This window comes from Sphingomonas sp. Leaf257 (genome assembly GCF_001422185.1).
In the GTDB taxonomy this organism is placed as follows: Bacteria; Pseudomonadota; Alphaproteobacteria; order Sphingomonadales; family Sphingomonadaceae; genus Sphingomonas; species Sphingomonas yabuuchiae.
Genome location: NZ_LMMH01000023.1, coordinates 1 through 16,740 on the forward strand (window position 1 = coordinate 1; position 16,740 = coordinate 16,740).

The 16,740-nt window shown below is 64.2% G+C and carries 22 protein-coding genes; all 22 read right to left on the reverse strand.

Going from position 1 to position 16,740, the window contains the following annotated elements:
- A partial coding sequence (locus ASF14_RS10815) for a hypothetical protein (RefSeq protein ID WP_201780576.1) occupies positions 1 to 248 on the reverse strand: 248 nt, incomplete at its 3' end.
- A gap of 188 nt (positions 249 to 436) precedes the next feature.
- The gene (locus ASF14_RS10820) at positions 437 to 889 is read right to left on the reverse strand and encodes a hypothetical protein (RefSeq protein WP_056434809.1); all 453 of its coding nucleotides are present in this window, start codon (positions 887 to 889) and stop codon (positions 437 to 439) included.
- Between the two features lie 131 nt (positions 890 to 1,020).
- Positions 1,021 to 1,233: a hypothetical protein gene (locus tag ASF14_RS10825; protein ID WP_156361150.1), complete on the reverse strand. Its 213-nt coding sequence runs from the start codon at positions 1,231 to 1,233 to the stop codon at positions 1,021 to 1,023.
- A 2-nt stretch (positions 1,234 to 1,235) separates the two neighbouring features.
- Complete coding sequence (gene gp17 / locus ASF14_RS10830) at positions 1,236 to 1,670, reverse strand: tail completion protein gp17 (RefSeq protein WP_056434811.1); 435 nt, start codon at positions 1,668 to 1,670, stop codon at positions 1,236 to 1,238.
- Positions 1,671 to 2,296: 626 nt separating this feature from the next.
- Positions 2,297 to 2,647 carry a phage head completion protein gene (locus ASF14_RS10840; RefSeq protein ID WP_056434813.1) on the reverse strand — a complete coding sequence of 117 codons (351 nt, stop codon included), beginning with the start codon at positions 2,645 to 2,647 and terminating at the stop codon, positions 2,297 to 2,299.
- Positions 2,647 to 2,943 (reverse strand): head-tail connector protein, encoded by a 297-nt coding sequence (locus ASF14_RS10845; protein WP_056434814.1) that lies wholly within the window; start codon positions 2,941 to 2,943, stop codon positions 2,647 to 2,649. The genes ASF14_RS10840 and ASF14_RS10845 overlap by 1 nt, the downstream gene beginning before the upstream one ends.
- Positions 2,944 to 2,945: 2 nt before the next feature.
- A complete protein-coding gene (locus ASF14_RS10850) occupies positions 2,946 to 3,257 on the reverse strand; it encodes a hypothetical protein (protein WP_056434815.1) in 312 nt (103 codons plus the stop codon).
- A 53-nt stretch (positions 3,258 to 3,310) separates the two neighbouring features.
- On the reverse strand, positions 3,311 to 4,606 hold the full coding sequence (locus tag ASF14_RS10855; protein ID WP_082442199.1) for a phage major capsid protein: 1,296 nt from the start codon (positions 4,604 to 4,606) through the stop codon (positions 3,311 to 3,313).
- 12 nt (positions 4,607 to 4,618) lie between these two features.
- On the reverse strand, positions 4,619 to 5,317 hold the full coding sequence (locus ASF14_RS10860; protein WP_156361170.1) for an HK97 family phage prohead protease: 699 nt from the start codon (positions 5,315 to 5,317) through the stop codon (positions 4,619 to 4,621).
- Complete coding sequence (locus ASF14_RS10865; RefSeq protein ID WP_056434816.1) at positions 5,317 to 6,615, reverse strand: phage portal protein; 1,299 nt, start codon at positions 6,613 to 6,615, stop codon at positions 5,317 to 5,319. Before ASF14_RS10865 ends, ASF14_RS10860 begins: the two co-directional genes overlap by 1 nt.
- Positions 6,615 to 8,168, reverse strand: a complete 1,554-nt coding sequence (locus ASF14_RS10870) for a terminase TerL endonuclease subunit (RefSeq protein ID WP_236697026.1) — start codon at positions 8,166 to 8,168, stop codon at positions 6,615 to 6,617. The genes ASF14_RS10865 and ASF14_RS10870 overlap by 1 nt, the downstream gene beginning before the upstream one ends.
- Before the next feature lie 194 nt (positions 8,169 to 8,362).
- The gene (locus tag ASF14_RS22040) at positions 8,363 to 8,842 is read right to left on the reverse strand and encodes a hypothetical protein (protein WP_201780577.1); all 480 of its coding nucleotides are present in this window, start codon (positions 8,840 to 8,842) and stop codon (positions 8,363 to 8,365) included.
- Between the two features lie 79 nt (positions 8,843 to 8,921).
- Positions 8,922 to 9,278 (reverse strand): HNH endonuclease, encoded by a 357-nt coding sequence (locus tag ASF14_RS10880; RefSeq protein ID WP_056434818.1) that lies wholly within the window; start codon positions 9,276 to 9,278, stop codon positions 8,922 to 8,924.
- Between the two features lie 197 nt (positions 9,279 to 9,475).
- Positions 9,476 to 9,892, reverse strand: a complete 417-nt coding sequence (locus ASF14_RS10885) for a hypothetical protein (RefSeq protein ID WP_056434819.1) — start codon at positions 9,890 to 9,892, stop codon at positions 9,476 to 9,478.
- Between the two features lie 278 nt (positions 9,893 to 10,170).
- Positions 10,171 to 13,224 (reverse strand): phage/plasmid primase, P4 family, encoded by a 3,054-nt coding sequence (locus ASF14_RS10890; protein ID WP_168371520.1) that lies wholly within the window; start codon positions 13,222 to 13,224, stop codon positions 10,171 to 10,173.
- 308 nt (positions 13,225 to 13,532) lie between these two features.
- Complete coding sequence (locus tag ASF14_RS10900; protein ID WP_056434822.1) at positions 13,533 to 13,712, reverse strand: hypothetical protein; 180 nt, start codon at positions 13,710 to 13,712, stop codon at positions 13,533 to 13,535.
- Entirely contained in the window at positions 13,709 to 14,119 is a 411-nt protein-coding gene (locus ASF14_RS10905; protein WP_056434823.1) for a hypothetical protein, read from the reverse strand. The genes ASF14_RS10900 and ASF14_RS10905 overlap by 4 nt, the downstream gene beginning before the upstream one ends.
- Positions 14,112 to 14,651 carry a hypothetical protein gene (locus tag ASF14_RS10910; protein WP_156361151.1) on the reverse strand — a complete coding sequence of 180 codons (540 nt, stop codon included), beginning with the start codon at positions 14,649 to 14,651 and terminating at the stop codon, positions 14,112 to 14,114. Before ASF14_RS10910 ends, ASF14_RS10905 begins: the two co-directional genes overlap by 8 nt.
- 22 nt (positions 14,652 to 14,673) lie before the next feature.
- On the reverse strand, positions 14,674 to 14,952 hold the full coding sequence (locus tag ASF14_RS10915; RefSeq protein WP_056434825.1) for a helix-turn-helix transcriptional regulator: 279 nt from the start codon (positions 14,950 to 14,952) through the stop codon (positions 14,674 to 14,676).
- Positions 14,949 to 15,425: a phage regulatory CII family protein gene (locus tag ASF14_RS10920; RefSeq protein ID WP_056434826.1), complete on the reverse strand. Its 477-nt coding sequence runs from the start codon at positions 15,423 to 15,425 to the stop codon at positions 14,949 to 14,951. The genes ASF14_RS10915 and ASF14_RS10920 overlap by 4 nt, the downstream gene beginning before the upstream one ends.
- On the reverse strand, positions 15,415 to 15,954 hold the full coding sequence (locus ASF14_RS10925) for a hypothetical protein (protein WP_056434827.1): 540 nt from the start codon (positions 15,952 to 15,954) through the stop codon (positions 15,415 to 15,417). Before ASF14_RS10925 ends, ASF14_RS10920 begins: the two co-directional genes overlap by 11 nt.
- Complete coding sequence (locus ASF14_RS10930; protein ID WP_056434828.1) at positions 15,951 to 16,727, reverse strand: Rha family transcriptional regulator; 777 nt, start codon at positions 16,725 to 16,727, stop codon at positions 15,951 to 15,953. Before ASF14_RS10930 ends, ASF14_RS10925 begins: the two co-directional genes overlap by 4 nt.
- Positions 16,728 to 16,740 lie beyond the last annotated feature (13 nt).

The window sequence follows — 16,740 nt, forward strand, 5'->3', positions numbered from 1 at the left end:
GCATAGTCTTCCGCCGTCGTTTCGCGCCGCTGATCGGCCGACATGGCGGACGGCTTGCCCTCATTGTCCTGCGCCCGCTTCAGCGCGCGCTGCGTCTGGAGTTCTTCGATCCGGGCATATTGCGGCGAGGCCGGGCCATAGAGATGGATACGGACGGGCTGGCCGTCATGGAACATCAGATTGCCGCTGGCGTCCTTCAGGTGCAGCGGGGCGGCGGTGCTGATCGCCTTGGTGGTGATATCGAGCATTGGAAACCTCTTTGCGGCGGGATTGCGCGGGATGCACCGACCCGCCCCGTCCCGCGCAACGCCTTGGTGGTGATATCGAGCATTGGAAACCTCTTTGCGGCGGGATTGCGCGGGATGCACCGACCCGCCCCGTCCCGCGCAACGCGGGGCGGGCCGATGCTCTTGATCCGGCTGGAGCCGGAAGGGGGTTAGGCGGGGGCGGGGACCTTCACCGGCTTGGTGCAGATTTCGATGGCCGGGGCAGCGGTCAGCATGGTGTCGGCACCGTCCGCCGTTTCGGGCATCCCGAAGGTGCGACCCTGAAAATAGCGCATCGCTCCGTCCTGATAGGTGACGGCGAAGGCATAGAGCTTTTGGCTCTCGTCATCGCCCGACGTCTGCAACAGGGTCTGCCCGGCGTCCGCGCTGTCGAGCGCGATCGTCGGCGACAGCGCGCCATAATCGGGCGAGCCCTTATACTTCTGTTTGCCGCCCTTCATCGGCTGAAATTCAACCTTGGCGAAACTGGTCCCGAAGGTGCCCAGCTTTTCCACCTGCCCGATGACCAGAAACGACAGCGCGGCGAAACCGGCCTTGTCCTGTGTGGCGGGCGCAGCGGCGGAAATGGCGAGCGTGGTGCCCGCCGCAGTCTGCGAAGTCATAGTGTGTTGCTCCTGTTAAGCGGCGGGATGGATCAGGCGTTGGCCGCCTTGCCCTTGGTCTTGCCCTCGTNTGGTGCCCGCCGCAGTCTGCGAAGTCATAGTGTGTTGCTCCTGTTAAGCGGCGGGATGGATCAGGCGTTGGCCGCCTTGCCCTTGGTCTTGCCCTCGTCGGGCTGGGCGTCGGCCACCTTTTCGACCAGACCGGCCAGCGTCAGGTTCAGCAGTTCGCCAGCGGTCAGCTGCAAATCATGATCCTTCACGTAATTGGTCTCGGTGCCTGCATCGGTGAAATCGCGCAGTGCTTTGGCCTTGAACTTAGGGGCTTCGGTCGTCGTATCAGTCATGGTCATGCTCCAGTGAGGGCGTCGTAAGTGACGCGGAAATCTTGGGCCTGTTCGTAGGTGTCGCCGGGGCCATCCACGTCCGGCCCGCGCCCGGCGAGCAGGATGGACACGTTCAGGCCGCCCCCGATCTTGCCGGTGCGATCCGCGCCCGCATCGGCCACCAAGCCGATCACGGCGCGTTGCTGCGCCCAGCTGACCGCGCGGACCGTCACCGACACGCGATCAGTGCAACGCCGGGTCGTGCTGCGCTTCAGCCGCTTGCGGTCCACGACGCTGACCGTGCGGACCAGCAGGGCGGGCAGGCGTTCGTCGCCTGACAGGCGGCCGCCCTTGATGCTGTCGCGGTCGACCAGCGCCAGCAGCGGCGCATAGGCCTGCAACACCGCGCCAATGATCGTCGCCCCGTCGATCACGTCGGGGATAGGCTGGTCGCTCATGCGTCATCGTCCATGTCGTCGGGGGCCAGGCCTTTCCGGCTCAGGCGGGTGGTGATGTATTTTTGGGCGGCGCGGATCGCCTCGGTTTCCTTCACGTCCAGCGCCGGGCGCAGGAACGGAAAGGCGCGCGATCCGGTGTGAAAGACCTCCGGCCCGACCGGCCGCCCACCNGGATCGCCTCGGTTTCCTTCACGTCCAGCGCCGGGCGCAGGAACGGAAAGGCGCGCGATCCGGTGTGAAAGACCTCCGGCCCGACCGGCCGCCCACCGATCACAAGGGTGGGGCTGGCGTTGCTGTCCTTCAGCTTTTCATTCAGCTTTCGCGCACCAATGCCGCCAACGGCTGCGATGAAGTGCGGCGCGGTCCCGTATTCGAGCCAGACGCCTAGCGAATAGCTGAAGCCCCGCTTGACCGTCACGACAACGCGGATCGTGTCATCCGTGACGGCGCGGGCCTTCACGACGATATCCGCCGCTACGCGCTCCGACTCGCACCGATCGCGCGCTTCCTCGGCGATGACCTTCGCGCCCGCGCGCGCCGCGCCGGGCAGCAGCTTGGTCCGGCAATAGTCGGGGATCGCGGCGATATAGCGCTTGACCTCATCGCGCCCCGTGACCTTGGCCACGTCAGGCCGGGTTCCCGGCCGGGGTGTAATCCTCCACCATAAATTCGATGCCGTCGCGTCGCCCGATTTCGACGGGGACAGTGACGATTTGCATGATGCGCGCGCCCATCACCAAACGCATCTGGTTGGTGATATCCGCCCGGTAGCGCATCCGCACCCGTGCGCGGCGGGTGGTAGTCGTCATCCCCTGATCGACCGCCTCGCCCCGGCTGGGCAGCACGTCTTGCACCTGCGCCGGGATAGGGCCGCCGATCGGTGTCCATCGCCGACTGCCCGCGTCGGAAAAGCCCTTTCCCTGATCCAGCCGTTGCACGATGACACGGCGGTCCAACATGCTGGCGGTCACGCGCATCAGACGCCCCAATGCCGCAACGGGGCCAACAGCGCCGCCACCGATTGCGGCGGCCCCGCCGAAGCGTCGCGCTCATCGTACCAATGCGCGGCAAGCATCAGGATCGCGCGGGTGGCGATCGGCATGTCCTCAGTGGGCAAGGATGGAGCGGTGCCGACGATCGTCCGGTTCGTCCATTTTTCGGCCATACGGCGCGCCGCAACGATCAGGTCCAACAGATACCCGTCTTCGTCAGCAAAGGACGGATCAAGCCGCAGCTGGTCCTTCAGCTGCTTGACGGAGACGGGTTCGGCCATGGTCAGCCCTGCGCCTGATCGGCGCCAGCGGCCTTGGTCTTCGGGGCAGGGGCCTGCTTGTTGGCAGGGGCCTGCTGCTGCTTGTTATCGGGCTCTTTCTGCATTGCACCTTCTCCTTGGCCTGCGGCTTCACCCTCGGCACCCTCGGCAGCGTCAGCTTCGTCGGCTTCGTCTTCGAGAATTTCGACCAGCCCATTCGCGAACAGCGCATGGCCGCGCGCCCGGGTGACGATATGTTCGCTACCGGCCTCGACATTCTTGTCCGTGTCGGAGCCTTCCTCGCCGGAATAATCCCGGAGAACCTTGATTTTCATGGTGATCAACCTTCAGTCGAATGACCGGGCGGGATCACTCCCGCCCGGATGGATCAGGCGGCCGCCGGGAACGATCCGTAGACCAGCGCCTCCGGCCGATAGACGGCCAGACCCAGCCGTTCTTCGGCCAGGATGGTCACGAGGTTGCGGACGAAATTGTCGCGGTCATCGGTGCTGAGCGTGACATTGGCGTCTTCGCGGTCGAACACCTGCGCCGCCAGCTTGAACGCGCCGGTCAGGAACTTGCCCGGCGTCTGGGCGGGCGTATCGACCACCGGCAGGCCCCACAGCGTCTTCGTGCCGGAGGTTTTGGGATCACCGATGATATAGCGGCCCTGCGCATCCTTCAGCGTCTCGATACGGGTCCAGTCGATCGGATGAAGGACATGGCCGGTGGCCGGGAACTCGGCCAGCACCGCCTGCAACATCGCAAGGCGAAGCTGATCGATCATGGTCGCCTGCGCAAAGGCGAAGGGCGCGCTGTATGCGACGGCCTGCGGGATCAGGCCCAACAGGTTCGAGCCGGTGCCGTCACCCTTCAGCAGCTGAAGTTCCTCGGCATAGGCCAGACCGTAACGCAGGCGGCCGTCGACATAGCTTTGCAGCATCGGCGCGTCGGCCATGATTTGCTTGGACGCCTGTACCCAGTGGGCGATCGTCGCGACAGGCTTGGTCAGCAAGTCGAACTTCAGGTCCGATTGCGGCTTGAGGCCGCCTTCCGCCACCGTGCCCGCCGCGTTCACGAAGCCCGTTTCCTGCACATACTGGATGGCGTTGGAATTGGTTCGGCCCGGCGTCAGCAGATCACGGACGGTCATGCGACGTTCGGGCGGGGCGACGATGCCGTCCTGCCGATCGGGAATGATCAGGTCGCCAGCCGATCCCGCCGCGTCGGTGGTCAGGCTGGTGATCAGCGCCTTGGTCGGGAACTGGACCGAGCCCTTGGACGGGCTGCGCTGCATGAAGGACTTGATATCCTCGGCTTCGACGAACTGCTGACCCACCGATTTGCGTTCGTCGGGCGTGCCACCCGTGCCGAACCGGGCAAGCTTCTGCTCGATTTCGGTCATCTGCGCGGACAGATCGTTGAACTTCACCAGCGCTTCGTCGGCCGATTCCTTGGCCTTGGCCGACAGCTGCTCGCCCTTTTCCATACGCCCTTTGGCGTCCTCGGCGAACTCCTTAACCTTGTCGGTGGCGGCCTTCAGGTCGCGGGACAGCTGCTTGATATCGGGGGCGTCCCCGCCATCCTTGCGGCCAAATTCGACAGGTTCGTAACCGGGCGCGATTCCGACGCCCATGGCAATGGCCGCCGCGCTGGACGCAGCGAGAATATTCGGATGCTTCATGATGTTACCTCGTTAGAAGGTGGGCAGGCTGAAACCTGACAGGGTTTCGGAAAGGGACTTCAGTTCGCCAGCGCTGGCGGACTCGCTCCGCAGCAGATGATCCAGACCGTGATTGGCGATCGCGGCGGCCTGGGATTTCGAGAAGGGGAAAGCCTCGCGCAGTGCCTTCTCAAATTCGGGCTTGGTGGGCAGCTGCCCACGTTCCAGCTTGAATTTTACCGCCTCGACACGGGCGTCATCCTTGGCGGGGAAGGTAACAAGGCTGACCTCCACCAGATCGAGCTTATGGAGCGTGCGAATGCCGGTCTTTTCGTCATAACTGGCCTGACGCACCCAATAGCCGATCGACAGGCCCGTCACCGCGCCCGCCTTCAGCAGGGCATGGGCTTCCCGCGCCTGCGCAACATCGTCCTTCAGCAGTCGCCCTTTGACCTTCAGGCCATGGGCATCCTCGGCCAGCTGGTCGTAAACGCCGATGGGCTCGGCCGCACGATGCTGCCACAGGACCGGCACGATGCGGCTTTTCGCCTTCAGTTCGGCGAGGCTTTCGAGAAAGGCCCCCGGCGCGACGATTTCGCCATAGCTGTCCGGATCGCCGCCGAAGACCGAGCCATAGCCCTCGAACGATCCGTCGTCTGCCACGTCGCTGGCCTTGATCGACAGGCTGAAGTCGCGAACCTTCAGCTGCCCATGCTTGTGGTGCATCAGCATCACGCGTCTTCCTTCTGTTTGAGGGACGGCATCCCCTCCGGGAACAACCAATCGATAATAGAGCGCCGGGCGGCCTCCCCGCTGGCACTGGTCAGTTCGCCCAGCTTGGTGGCCGGGATCATGTTGGACTGAATGGTCAGATCGTCCCCACCGGGGAGCGGGGCCAGATTTTCGAGGCGGCGAACCTCGTTACGGGTCATGATCCCGTTCTGAACCATTTGGCTGTAGAAGGACGCGCGTGCCGCGCTGTCCGCGCGCAGCAGCCCCTCGAAATTGAATTCCACCGTGATCCGCAGCCGCTCGGCCGGGGTCAGCAGCTGTTTCATGATCGCCTGTTCGATCCGCTTCAGCCGTTCGCGCAGGGTGAATATCAGGAAGCCGATCGTCTGCTGTTCCAGCCCGCTGCCCCAGCTGGTGCTGTTGGTGGTGTGTCCGACCATGTGGGGCGGGACACCAAACCAGCGGCACCCATCCTCCACCGAAAATTGCCGGGATTGCAGCATCTGGGCATCGACCGCGCTCAGCTGGATCGACTCCCAACCAAGCCCAGCCTCCAGCACGATCGGCCGCCCATTGTTCTCGCCCCCCATCGGGTCGACCACATATTTGTAAATGTCGTCGCGCTGTTCGGGGGTCAGCACGCGATTGTCTTTCGTGGTCAGGACGCCGGATGAGCGAAGGCCGTTCTTGTATACCAGCGCGGCCGCCTCATCTGTGGCCAGTGCCAGGCCGAACGACTGGCGACCGAAGGACAGGGTGGACAGGCCGCCCAGCGGCGCGCCGCCAAAGCCCCGGACATGGAACATCTCGTCCTGCCCGATTTCGACTAGCTTACCCCCATCCGAGTAGCGATACCGCAGCGAGCCATTTTCGATCCGGCGAGCCTGCACCAGTTCTGGACGAATTGGGGTTAGCGCCACGATCCGCTTGCCCGCGCCGCGGCTGATCCGGGCATAGGCATTGCCCCACAATTCGAGGCTGACGCACATGAATTGCCAGAAATCCAACGCCGTCTGATCGGCGTTCGGGCTGTATTGGAGCAGGGTGTAAAGCGGGTGCCCCTTGAACCGCTCCCTCGTATCGTGCGGCCCGTCCTGATAGACCACCAAGGGCAGTGACGAAATCGTGCCAGCTACCAGCCGGGTGCAAGCCCAGACCGTCGAGAGGGTCAGCGCGTTGGCCGCGTTGACGGTTTTTCCCGACGTATTCGGCTCCGTCAGAACGCCCGACCATGAGCGCGGATCGAGCAACGACAGCAGCATTTTCATGCCGCGCCGCATCTTACGTCCGAACTCCATTATGCGCGCGCCCGGAGCGCGGCCAGATAGTCGTCCATACCGGCTCCTTTCGCCTCAGGGTTTTCGGTCATCAGCATCACCGCGTTGAACATGGCGGCGAGCGGATCGATTTTGGCGCTGGGCGTGGCCTTCACGATGGCGACCGCGCTTACGCCGCGCGGCTCCATCTTCGCGTTGCCGACGCACCAGCGCATCAGTTCCTTGCCTTCGTGGCGCAGCGTCCGCGCCGCGACCTTGCGGGCCGCGCCCTTAATGGCGGCGCTCAGCTTGTACCCCTGTCCGATCGACCGCAGCTGATTGTCAGGGTCAAAGCCCCGCGCGACCAGTTCGTCCACGATCGCCGACACGCCCACCGGGTCCAACCCGATCGCGCCGGTTTCCGGGAACAGCCCGGCGTCGCGGACGCGGCAAAGCACGTCGACGACGCCAATCACGTCCTCGGTCAGTTCGTGATCCGTGCTGTCCTCGGCATCCAGATCAATGACCGCCTCATCCGGCATTTCGCATCGGAACAGTGAACCTTCATCGACCAATTGGTTAAGCATGGTCGCGATATCGGCCCGGCGCTTCCAGACGACGGACCAAGCCCATGCTCGGCACCAGACCAGCCAGCGCTTCGACCCCTTTTCCCGGCCGATCAGGCACAGGCCTAAAAGGTCATCCAAGCCGCCGCCATCGATCCCGGCCACGATAACTTCGCAACGCCGGATCAGGTCATCCAGCGTCAGCGCCGTATCGGCCGCCGCATCCCAGAAATCCGCGCCCGTCCAGCGATCCCGCGAAAGGCGGGTGCCGATTTCAACGTTGAGATGCTTGGCCAGGAACTTCTGTAAATCCCCCGGCTCGCCTGCGCGGGCCTCAGCTAACTTTTCCTCAATGAACTCCACATCAACCGATCGGCCGATGTTAGGGTTGGTGACGTAGAATTGATCGGGGTTCAGGTATGCTTCCGTGTCAAGCATCGCTTGGGGCCACTCATAAAGCATTCCCAGCTTACGCTTGTTAACGATGGTCCCGTCCCGGATGCCCCGGAACTGGTCCAGCCGATCCTTGAAGACGCCGCGTGGCAATTCGTCGCTATGCGTCGTCAGGTAGACAGTGAAACCTTCGCGCCGGGACACCTGCCCGCCGGTCGCCTCCATCAGCATGGCGGCGGCATTGGCCTGCTTGCCGAACTGCCACAGTTCCTCAACCAGCACGAAAGCGGCCTTTTTGCCACTGACCACGCCCGCGTCGGCCGACACGACCTTCAGTTCCGACTTGTTCACCCGGTGCCGGATGGTCCGTTCATGATCGACCACGTGCAGGATAGCGATCAATTCGGGGTCCGCCCGGACCATGCCCGCCGCTGGCACGAACACGTTGCCTGCCACCTCTTTGGTGGGGGCGAGCACCAGCAGTTCGGCCGAATGCCGCCAGTTGCGGATCAGGGCCGTGACCATGATCCCGGCCGCAATGGTCGACTTAGCGTTCTTCTTGCTGATCAGGAGCATGAACTCCCAGATCAGCCGCTTGCCGCTCTCCGCATCATAGGCCCCGAAGATCGCGGCCACGAAGTCGAACACGAACTGTTCGCACGCCTCCCCGAAAGTCGGCATTCCCGGCACGTCGACGATGCGCAGGCCCTTGAAAATCTCAAGCGCGGCTTCCGCCTCATCTGGGAACAGCGGCTCCATTGGGATCAGGCTTTCGCCTGCGACGATCCGCTTTTCCCAATCTGGGCAGGCGGTCGACCATTCCCGTGCCATTAATTTATGAGCCTAGGCGGGGGTGGTGGCGCATATTTGCCCTGAACTTCTGCCGCCCGCTGCTGCGCGGCCGCCTTCTTGCCCGGCTTGGCCGGTTTGGGCGGCGCTCCGTTGGTGCCCCGGTTGGCGACGCGTTCCGCAACCTGTTCAAGGTGCCCTTTGTCGAGCCGCTTGAACAATTCCTTTTCCGCCGTGACATTCCCTTCGGCCGCCGCGTCATTCAACCGCGACAGCTGGGTCATCTCCATGCGCAGCCGGGCGTCTTTACGCTTAGCGCATTCGGAAAAATAATGTTTGCGCAGCGTCGGGACGGACACCCCGATCGACGTTGCTGCCTCTTTCTCGCTTAGGCCGCGTGCGAAGGCCAACAGGACCTTATTGGAGTTTGCCTTGGTCCGGCGATGCTCGGGGCGTCCACGGGCCTCCCTGTCCAACTGGACGGGATCGCCAAACAGATCGACCTCCAAATCCTCGGCCACTAGAAAAAAATCCCTGCGTGAGAGCGGTTGCGGTCTAGGGGCAGGGGCGTCCCAGAGATTGGACCCACCCCCCCACCTGTCAGCGGGCGCGATGCTCTTGCCGTTGCTTCGCGCTGTCGTGGCAGGGCTTGCAGAGGCACCACAGGTTGTCCTGATCCCAGAACAGCGCCTCATTGCCCCGGTGCGGTTCGCGATGATCCGCGACCAGCTTGGCCGTGTCAGGCTCGACGCGACCGCAGCCCGCCCATTGGCAGGTGAATAGATCGCGCGTGAGAATGACCATGCGCAGGCGTTGCCACCGCGCCGTCTTGTACCATCGCCGCCACGGCTGGGCGTCCCGCTCCCTGTCCCGCTCAACCCGAGTGGTGGGCGCATCCCGACCGATCCGCGACCGCAACCCGTTCAGGCGCGGCTTCAGTCCAGTCAGTTTGACCATGCACCACCAAAGGAAAGGGCGGCGAGGCCGAAGCCGCGCCGCCCTGAAAGGCTGAGGGAGGAGTGGAAGGCGCGCCGCTAAAGGCCCGTCCCCAACGTACTGATATTTACGCCAATAGAGGTCCGGAAACGAACAGCGATATTTTCATGTCCGGACCTAAAGTGGATTGACATGTCCGGACGCGGAAAACCGCCATTTTAGCCCCGTACAGCGTTGATACGGACAGTTAGGGCGTTCAGCACCCGACCGTAACGCATACGCAGCCCATCGGCCCCGTGCGTCTTGCCCAGCGGGCGCAGCAGCTTCAGCCACGACACACGCGCTCGGTCGCTGGTCGCCTTGGCCAGCTGCGTCACTGCCAGCAGCACCAAGCGGCGATCCTCATCGCCGGGGATCAGGCGCAGCCATGCCACGGCCTCATCCCGCTCCATCACCTCCACCCGGCTAAGCGGGCTGCGCGGGATCGGCCGCTCATCGCGTGCGTCCCAATCCCACCAGTCCTTTTGGATCAGGCTCCAAGGCCCATCCTTGGCGAACGGCCAGTGGTTGCCCGGCATCCGCCAGCAGAGCCGCACCGCCTCCACCAAACGGGCCTCCACCGCCTCAAAGGTCATGAACCTTCCGGCTCCGGAACCCTCGCCATCAACCCTTCCGGCATTGCTGCAATCATATGCCATTGGTTTTCCTATCTTTTCTTTCTCATCCGGAAGGGTTGGAAGGATAGGAAGGATATAGATGATATTTCATCGTGCATGCGCATGCGCGCATATGTGCGCACCCTACGACGAAATGTTCAGAAATCCTTCCAACCCTTCCAAAGGCGCAGAAATCCGCCGTTTTTTCCTTCCGGTGAAGGTTCCGGCACCCTTCCAACCGGAAGGATCAGTGTCGACTAGAGCGCATCGCCTTCATCATCCGGAGGCGGCGCGGGCGCAGCGGCGGGCGGGGGCTGGCCTGTCGAAGGCGGGGCATCGTCGTCGCGGTCCTCCAGCTTTAGCACCTTGCCGTGATCGTCGACAAAGTCCTCCACCTGTTTGACCAGCTTCAGCCCGAGCCACTGCATCCCATCGGACGCCTTCTTTTGATAGCCCTTATCGGACATGGCGTTGGAAAATCCCTTGTTTGACCACTCCCGCTCGCCCGCCGCCTTGGCCCACGCCACGAACACCTCATGCAGCTTCGACGACTGCACCCGGCTGTTCGCGTCCACCTCCGTACACAGGCGCAGGAAGCGCGCGATCGGGTCAGACTGGTCGCGATAGGCCTCGGTCGCCTGAGTGACGCTGGCAGGCTCGACAAGGCCATGGGCCATGTAGTCGAGCAAGCCCTGCACCAGCCGGTTGAGGACGCCTGACCCTTCCTTGGACGTGATCTTCTGGACCAGATGCGGGTCCTTTTTCGGCCACACCACCCCCGGCTCCGGTATCTCGATATTGCGAAGCCACGGGATCAGCTTCAGGCGCGACCAGATACCGTCATCGGTATCGGGCACGTTGAACTTGCTGTTGCCGATAATGATCAGCTTGAACTTGGGGACCAAGTTGAAGAACCCCCGGTGGAGCATGCGCACCGCCAGTGGCTCGCCGCCCGTCACCAGCTTGATGAGGCCGGAGTCCAACGTTTCGTTCTTCCCCGGCTCCGACGCGCGCAGCATCCGCACGCCGCCCAGCTTGGCCAGATCGGGCGAGGCGGCATCGCCCCGTTTCTTAAGGCCCTGATCAAGGAAACTGCCGATTGGGATCGTGTCGGCATAATCGCCCGCCACATGCGTCCAGCTTTCCAGCGTCACGCCCTTGCCGTTGCGCCCGCGCCCCCACCAGAACCACAGTTTCTGTTCGCTGGCGTCGCCGGTCAGCGAATAGCCGCCCAGCTGATGCAGATAGCGCCGCATCTCGGCATCCGGCTGCGCCCATTCGAAACTGGCGTCATAGAGCGGGCACTTGGCGTCCGGATCATAGGCGACCGGGGACAGCTTGGTCAGTAGATCCTCTCGCCGATGCTCGGTCAACGCGACGGTGGCGCGGACCTTTCCGTCCGGCCCTTCCTCTTTCCGAAACCGCAGCGTGCCGTTCTGCACGTTCAACGCAAAGGCGTCATGGTCGAATGCCTCAATCGGCACGGTCAGCCAGCGCCGCGCGAGATTGGCGACGGATGCGGGCTTGTGAACCGTCTCGGCCTTACGCCCCCATTCGGCGATCAGTGACGATCGCAGGCGCATATTGCGGCCGACCAATATCCAATCGTCCATCGCGGCCGGGTCGCGTTCAACCGCGAAATCGTCGTCCCGGTCCGGATCGACGGCGACGCCGGTATCCCGCACCGCCCGCGCCTCGTCCTGAATCGCGCGGATCGTGTCGAACACGGCTGCGATCACCTCGGCCGGGAGCGTCTTTTCGTCTTGATCCAGCACGCGCCAACGCCGCCCGTCCCAACCCAGCCAACCTTTGGTTGTGGTGTAACGGAAGTCCGCGCTCCACCGGTCTCGGAATCGCTCGGCGATACCGAAGTCCGTCATGGGATAGCCCGCGCATGTCAGCCCGGTCAGCAGCGGCTCGATGGCGAAGCCCTTGGCCCACCCGTCCGCGACCGCGCGTTCCACCCCACTGCCCAGCGCAACGGCGTCCGCGCGGCTTTCATAAACCGTGGCCAGTGCGGCCAAGGCCATCGCTTCGCATAGCAATCCGGCCGCGACTCGCCGCCCGATCCCGAATGCGATCCGGCTGATATCCTGTTCCACGGGCTGGCACCGCTCGACGGCGCGGCCAAGCCACGCCTCGGCCAAGCGGAACACCCGCTCTCGCCCCTCCCGGCCCAGTTCGGGGCCCTCGTTTTTCATCCCTTCCGATCCGGAAGGATCGGGTTGTTGGGCCTCCCGCCCCCCAGCGGCGGGGGAGCGGCCGGGGGCGGCCCGGCGGGAGGATGGCGCGGACGAACGGCGGTTCGCTCTCTCTCGTGCAGCGGCCGCAATCTCGCCGAGATTGCGAGGGCTATCGCTTCCTGCTGACCAGCCGGAGTGGATCGTGGCTTGCAGCTGGCCCTCATCATCACGGCCGGGATTGTCCCGCGCGGCCGCCTCCAGTGCATGCCGCGCCATCGCCCCGTCCAGCGCCCCGGCCGCCACCAATGACGACAGCTTCAGCGCGGCCTCGAACAGGCGTTCATTGCGCTTGCCGGTGCCCGCGCGCCGAACCTCGCCCAATTCGCCATCGAGGGCGGCCAGCGCATATTTCCGCACGGCCGCATCTTCGGAAAGCGCCTGGTCAACGGCCGATCGGGGCGCAGCTGCGCCCCCGGCCGGGGCGGGCTTCAGCTTGGCGGGCTTGCCACCGCGCGTGCGCAATATGTCGACCAGCGCGGCCGGGGCCTCGGCAAAGGCGGTATCGTCACGCCAGTCCCCGCGATCCAGCCAGCGATACCGCGCACCCGTTTCGGCCATCACCGACGGCGCCACACAGACATAACCGCCCAGCCCGCGTACATCGACATGATCGGGCAGATTGCCACGGTTGCGGATCGGCTCGCCCTCCGGCTGTTTCAGCCAGACATGCACGCCGTCACTTTGCGTCATCGACGTGACCGACCGGGGCAGGGGGCACCCCATTTGTGCCTCCAGATCGTCCTTCAGCCGTTCCAGCGTGTAGACCTCGCCCGTTTCGTCATCCACGCGCGGATCGAAATCGAGCACGAACAGCCCGTTATCGCCCAGCGGGACGCCGATCAGTGCATTCGGATGCTGACGCCACCACGCGGCAATGCGGCGCTCATCGCGCGTCGCATCCTTCAGACCCTTGCCGGTGTAGGGGGCCTTGGCCTTGAACGTCCGTTCGCCGCCACCGGCAATCTGAACGGTTTCGTCGCGTTCGCGGCATGGGAAAACGGCCCATCCACGGCGCGCATAAGTGAGGGCCGCTTGCCCCATAGGGCTAAGCGGGGTTTGCGAAGTCACAGGCGATCCCCCGGAAATTCAATCTGTCGTGACGATCCGGGCCGCGCCCGATCGTCGGAAATGGTGGCGGCTGGGCCTGCCCGATCAGGGCGGATCATCGCCCACCCGTCGCGCGGCCTGCGCCAAGCGCGCGTTCAGCCAGTCCACCGCAGCGATCGATGCACGCGCCTCCAGATGCTTCGCACCGCTGGCGCGTGTCTCCATGATATCGGCCCGCCGATCACGGGGCAGCTTCGGCCAGCAGCGATCACACACCGCTTGCCATTTGCGCCGCGACGATCCGCAGCCACGGACAGGACAAAGCCACATCACAGCCCCGCCGCCTCGATACGGGCAATCTGGCGTTCAACCCGGACGCGGGCATTCGCCGCACGATCCCACGCCTTTCGCCGATCGGCTGGATAGACATCGGGATCGCGCGCCACGTCCATATGGCTGCGATAAAGCGCGAAATCGCGCCGGAGCGCCTTGGCGAGACGACCGCTCATGCCACGTCACCCCAGGGCGGGATCGTCTGATTGCCATTACACACGAAGATGCGGCGATGCTGCGCCATGAACGCCTGCATCCGACCATTCAGGAAGGGGGCAGACTCGACTGTCACGGCCGACCAATCGGTCATCGCCGCGATCTTGTCGGCCAGCACGACCGCCGTTTCCGCCGGAGCCGCCATCGCGCACATCCCATATTGGGTGGGCAGATGGGTCAGCACCCAGACGAAGGGCGGCGTCCCGTTCGGCGTCGCGTCCCACACATGGGGCAGCATCGGGCGGAAATCCAAGGCAAATGCCCCCTTGATCCAGCCTGCCGCCCGATACGGCGTCCAGCCACCATCTTCAGCAACGCCCAGCGCATCGAACGCCCCGGCCGTCCAGCCCTTCCACGGGTCAACCATGTGCGGCCTCCACCACGAATTTCCTTCGGATTGTCGTCAGGCCGGTGGACAGGATGATCGCTTGGCGATGCTCCAACGGCCCGTGATTGATGACGCAAATGCGGCGATCCCCCGCCGTGCGGGCCTTCAGCTTGCGCAGGGCATAGCTGGCCTCATCGGCGTGCCCGAAGCCGCAGCGGCGGGCCAATTGCCTGTCCGTGGGCATCGGCTCGCCGATCGCCACGCACCGTTCGATTTCCGCGAAAACGCGCGCCTCCCGGCTGGCGTCGTCGTGGATGGCGACCGGACTGGACAGGCGATGAGCCACGAAGTCGAAACCCCGCCCATCGGGACGGCGCGGACTGAACATGCTGATCAGCCCCATATCGACCATAGCTCGCACGGCCGACCATATCGGCTGGTCACGCGGCGGTTCCTGCCCCGTCGCGAAGGTCAGGCGCGCGCCCGGCTGCGCCGTAAAAACCCATGCCCGCAGCGCGGCCTCTGAAGCGGCCAGCGTTGCACCGTCAGTCTGGGCAGCAAGCCCCCCCATGGTGATCCCCGCGCCTCCCGAACTAGGCCGCGACTTGGCTGATCGGCCGATCAAACCAGCCGCCATGCGGACGGTGCGACCAGTGGGACGAAAACACGGCGGTATCGCTGGCCAGATAGATCGCCTTGGCCATGTCATCGTCTGGCATCACGTCGCCACGGATCAGGCGTTCGACCATCATTTCCGACAGCCCGGCCTTGCGCGCGAAACGCTTGAGGGAGCCGGGCTTGGCAACGGTCAGGTGAAAGGCGAGGCGACGCGCCCCCTCATTGGGGACACGGGCGGGCAGGTTGAGCTTCATGAGCGGGTTTCCTCGGTAGGGACGTTGGCGACGATCGCGTCCAGCGCGACGGCGATTTCCAGAAGGTGGCGGACTTCCCGCCGGATTTTGGCCTGTTCGACGCGATCAATTCGGCCGTCCGACAGCGCCGCGCACATTTCCTGCGTCACGTCGCCAGCCTCTTTCGACAGGCGGCCCATCATAGTCAGCAGGTCCGCGTCGCTGGTTGGCACCTCGGGCAGCGCGACGAACACGCCACCCATCACTGCGCACAGGGCTTGGGTGACATGTGGCCAGCCGTCGCGATCGCGCGCTAACGGCTCCAGGTCGGCCACAATATCGACCGGCATAAATGCGTCCCGATTGTGAGGCGACGCATAGGTACTAAGCGTCGATTGGCCCACTCTGGTGAACCCGGCGGCCTTCACCTGCCCGCCGACACCCGACAAAAGGTTGTCAGTTGCCACCTTGAGGGCAAGGCGATCAGGCGTCATGGTCGCCCCCGTTTCCTTCCGGAGAATCCTGATGATCGCAGAGTTTCCCGATGACCTCGCTCCGGTCATTGCCCGACACGATGGAAAGATTGCGGTCCTGACCAGCGAGCATGACCACGGTTTTCTCATGTCCGCCGGAGCGGCCGTCACCATCGCTGCCCGATTGCTCGCCAGCGTTGCCGACACTCACGGCCGAGAATCCGTCATTCTTTCGCTGGAGGGCCTCGAACTCACCGGCGGGCACCGGGAGGATGGGGAAGGATATGCGCGTCTCGTTCTGACGATTGAGGGCGCGCCGTTGACCGTGGAGTTGGATGCGACAAAAGCGGCGGAACTCTCCATCGCGCTCGCTTCCGCCGTTCGCCATCTCGACAGTCCGGCCCCGCCACGCAGTGATGGCTAAGCCAGCCGTCACCCGTTGCACCTCCACCCTGCCGTCCAATATCTTTGCTGACAGGTCGGGGACGCTCGGCGGGGCGACGCGGATAACCACGATGCGCGCCTCGGACGGAATAATAGCGATAGTCATGCCACGGCCTCTAAAATCAGGCGAACGCCGCGCCGTTTGATCCCGTCCGACCGAAAGCTTTCGATCCCCAGGGCGGAAAGCTGGCGGCCGAACGCGGTCAGCGACGGGATAGCCGGGTGGCCACAATCGGCCGCCCACCCGGCGAAATCCTGATACAGCGCGGCGGTGCTGGCCTGCGCATCCGGTGCGCGCTCAAGCCGTTCGTCAGTCCACTGGACGATGATCGGTGCAACAGAGCAGGCCGCCCCCGCGAAACGCTGGAGCACGTCGGAGCCGAAAACATCGGGCAATCCTGCGACCGTCCACGCCCGCCGCGCCGTCGAACAGCGCTGCGCGACATGCGCCGCGCGGACGAACGCGATCGCGTTGCGCACCCGGTCGGGATCGTCGAAGATCGCATGTCGAGCCGCGACCGGCAGTTCCCGTGCCTCATCGGCCATCCGCTGAAGCAATTGCTCCATGCGTTCGAACGCGTCGTAAAACGCGATGCGGAAATCCAACGCCCGATCGCCCTTGAACCCGCCGACCAGCACAACGAAGCCCTTGCGGTTCATCGTGTAATAGTGGCTGTCGCGTTGGGCACCTTTGCCGGTATCGACCTTGGCGATCTTGCGTCCAAAAGTGGACGCAAGATCGGGGCGCCGCAGTAGCGTGTCGCGGATAGCCTCCAGCACATGCTTATGCTGGCGACCAAACGCTACAGCCACGTCGCGGCTATCCGCTACCACCTGACCATCAACGATCGTCACAAACGATCCGGCTTCTTCGATCATGGGCCGAGAAGTT

Coding starts and splice junctions, on each gene's coding strand:
- ASF14_RS10845 (WP_056434814.1), bottom strand. CDS start 2,943: ATGGCCGAACCCGTCTCCGTCAAGCAGCTGAAGGACCAGCTGCGGCTT.
- ASF14_RS10900 (WP_056434822.1), bottom strand. CDS start 13,712: ATGAGCGGTCGTCTCGCCAAGGCGCTCCGGCGCGATTTCGCGCTTTAT.
- ASF14_RS10860 (WP_156361170.1), bottom strand. CDS start 5,317: ATGCTGATGCACCACAAGCATGGGCAGCTGAAGGTTCGCGACTTCAGC.
- ASF14_RS10925 (WP_056434827.1), bottom strand. CDS start 15,954: ATGACTATCGCTATTATTCCGTCCGAGGCGCGCATCGTGGTTATCCGC.
- ASF14_RS10825 (WP_156361150.1), bottom strand. CDS start 1,233: ATGACTGATACGACGACCGAAGCCCCTAAGTTCAAGGCCAAAGCACTG.
- ASF14_RS10820 (WP_056434809.1), bottom strand. CDS start 889: ATGACTTCGCAGACTGCGGCGGGCACCACGCTCGCCATTTCCGCCGCT.
- ASF14_RS10905 (WP_056434823.1), bottom strand. CDS start 14,119: ATGGTTGACCCGTGGAAGGGCTGGACGGCCGGGGCGTTCGATGCGCTG.
- ASF14_RS10865 (WP_056434816.1), bottom strand. CDS start 6,615: ATGGAGTTCGGACGTAAGATGCGGCGCGGCATGAAAATGCTGCTGTCG.
- ASF14_RS10840 (WP_056434813.1), bottom strand. CDS start 2,647: ATGCGCGTGACCGCCAGCATGTTGGACCGCCGTGTCATCGTGCAACGG.
- ASF14_RS10855 (WP_082442199.1), bottom strand. CDS start 4,606: ATGAAGCATCCGAATATTCTCGCTGCGTCCAGCGCGGCGGCCATTGCC.
- ASF14_RS10880 (WP_056434818.1), bottom strand. CDS start 9,278: ATGGTCAAACTGACTGGACTGAAGCCGCGCCTGAACGGGTTGCGGTCG.
- ASF14_RS10930 (WP_056434828.1), bottom strand. CDS start 16,727: ATGATCGAAGAAGCCGGATCGTTTGTGACGATCGTTGATGGTCAGGTG.
- gp17 (WP_056434811.1), bottom strand. CDS start 1,670: ATGAGCGACCAGCCTATCCCCGACGTGATCGACGGGGCGACGATCATT.
- ASF14_RS10915 (WP_056434825.1), bottom strand. CDS start 14,952: ATGAAGCTCAACCTGCCCGCCCGTGTCCCCAATGAGGGGGCGCGTCGC.
- ASF14_RS10910 (WP_156361151.1), bottom strand. CDS start 14,651: ATGGGGGGGCTTGCTGCCCAGACTGACGGTGCAACGCTGGCCGCTTCA.
- ASF14_RS10920 (WP_056434826.1), bottom strand. CDS start 15,425: ATGACGCCTGATCGCCTTGCCCTCAAGGTGGCAACTGACAACCTTTTG.
- ASF14_RS10885 (WP_056434819.1), bottom strand. CDS start 9,892: ATGACCTTTGAGGCGGTGGAGGCCCGTTTGGTGGAGGCGGTGCGGCTC.
- ASF14_RS10850 (WP_056434815.1), bottom strand. CDS start 3,257: ATGAAAATCAAGGTTCTCCGGGATTATTCCGGCGAGGAAGGCTCCGAC.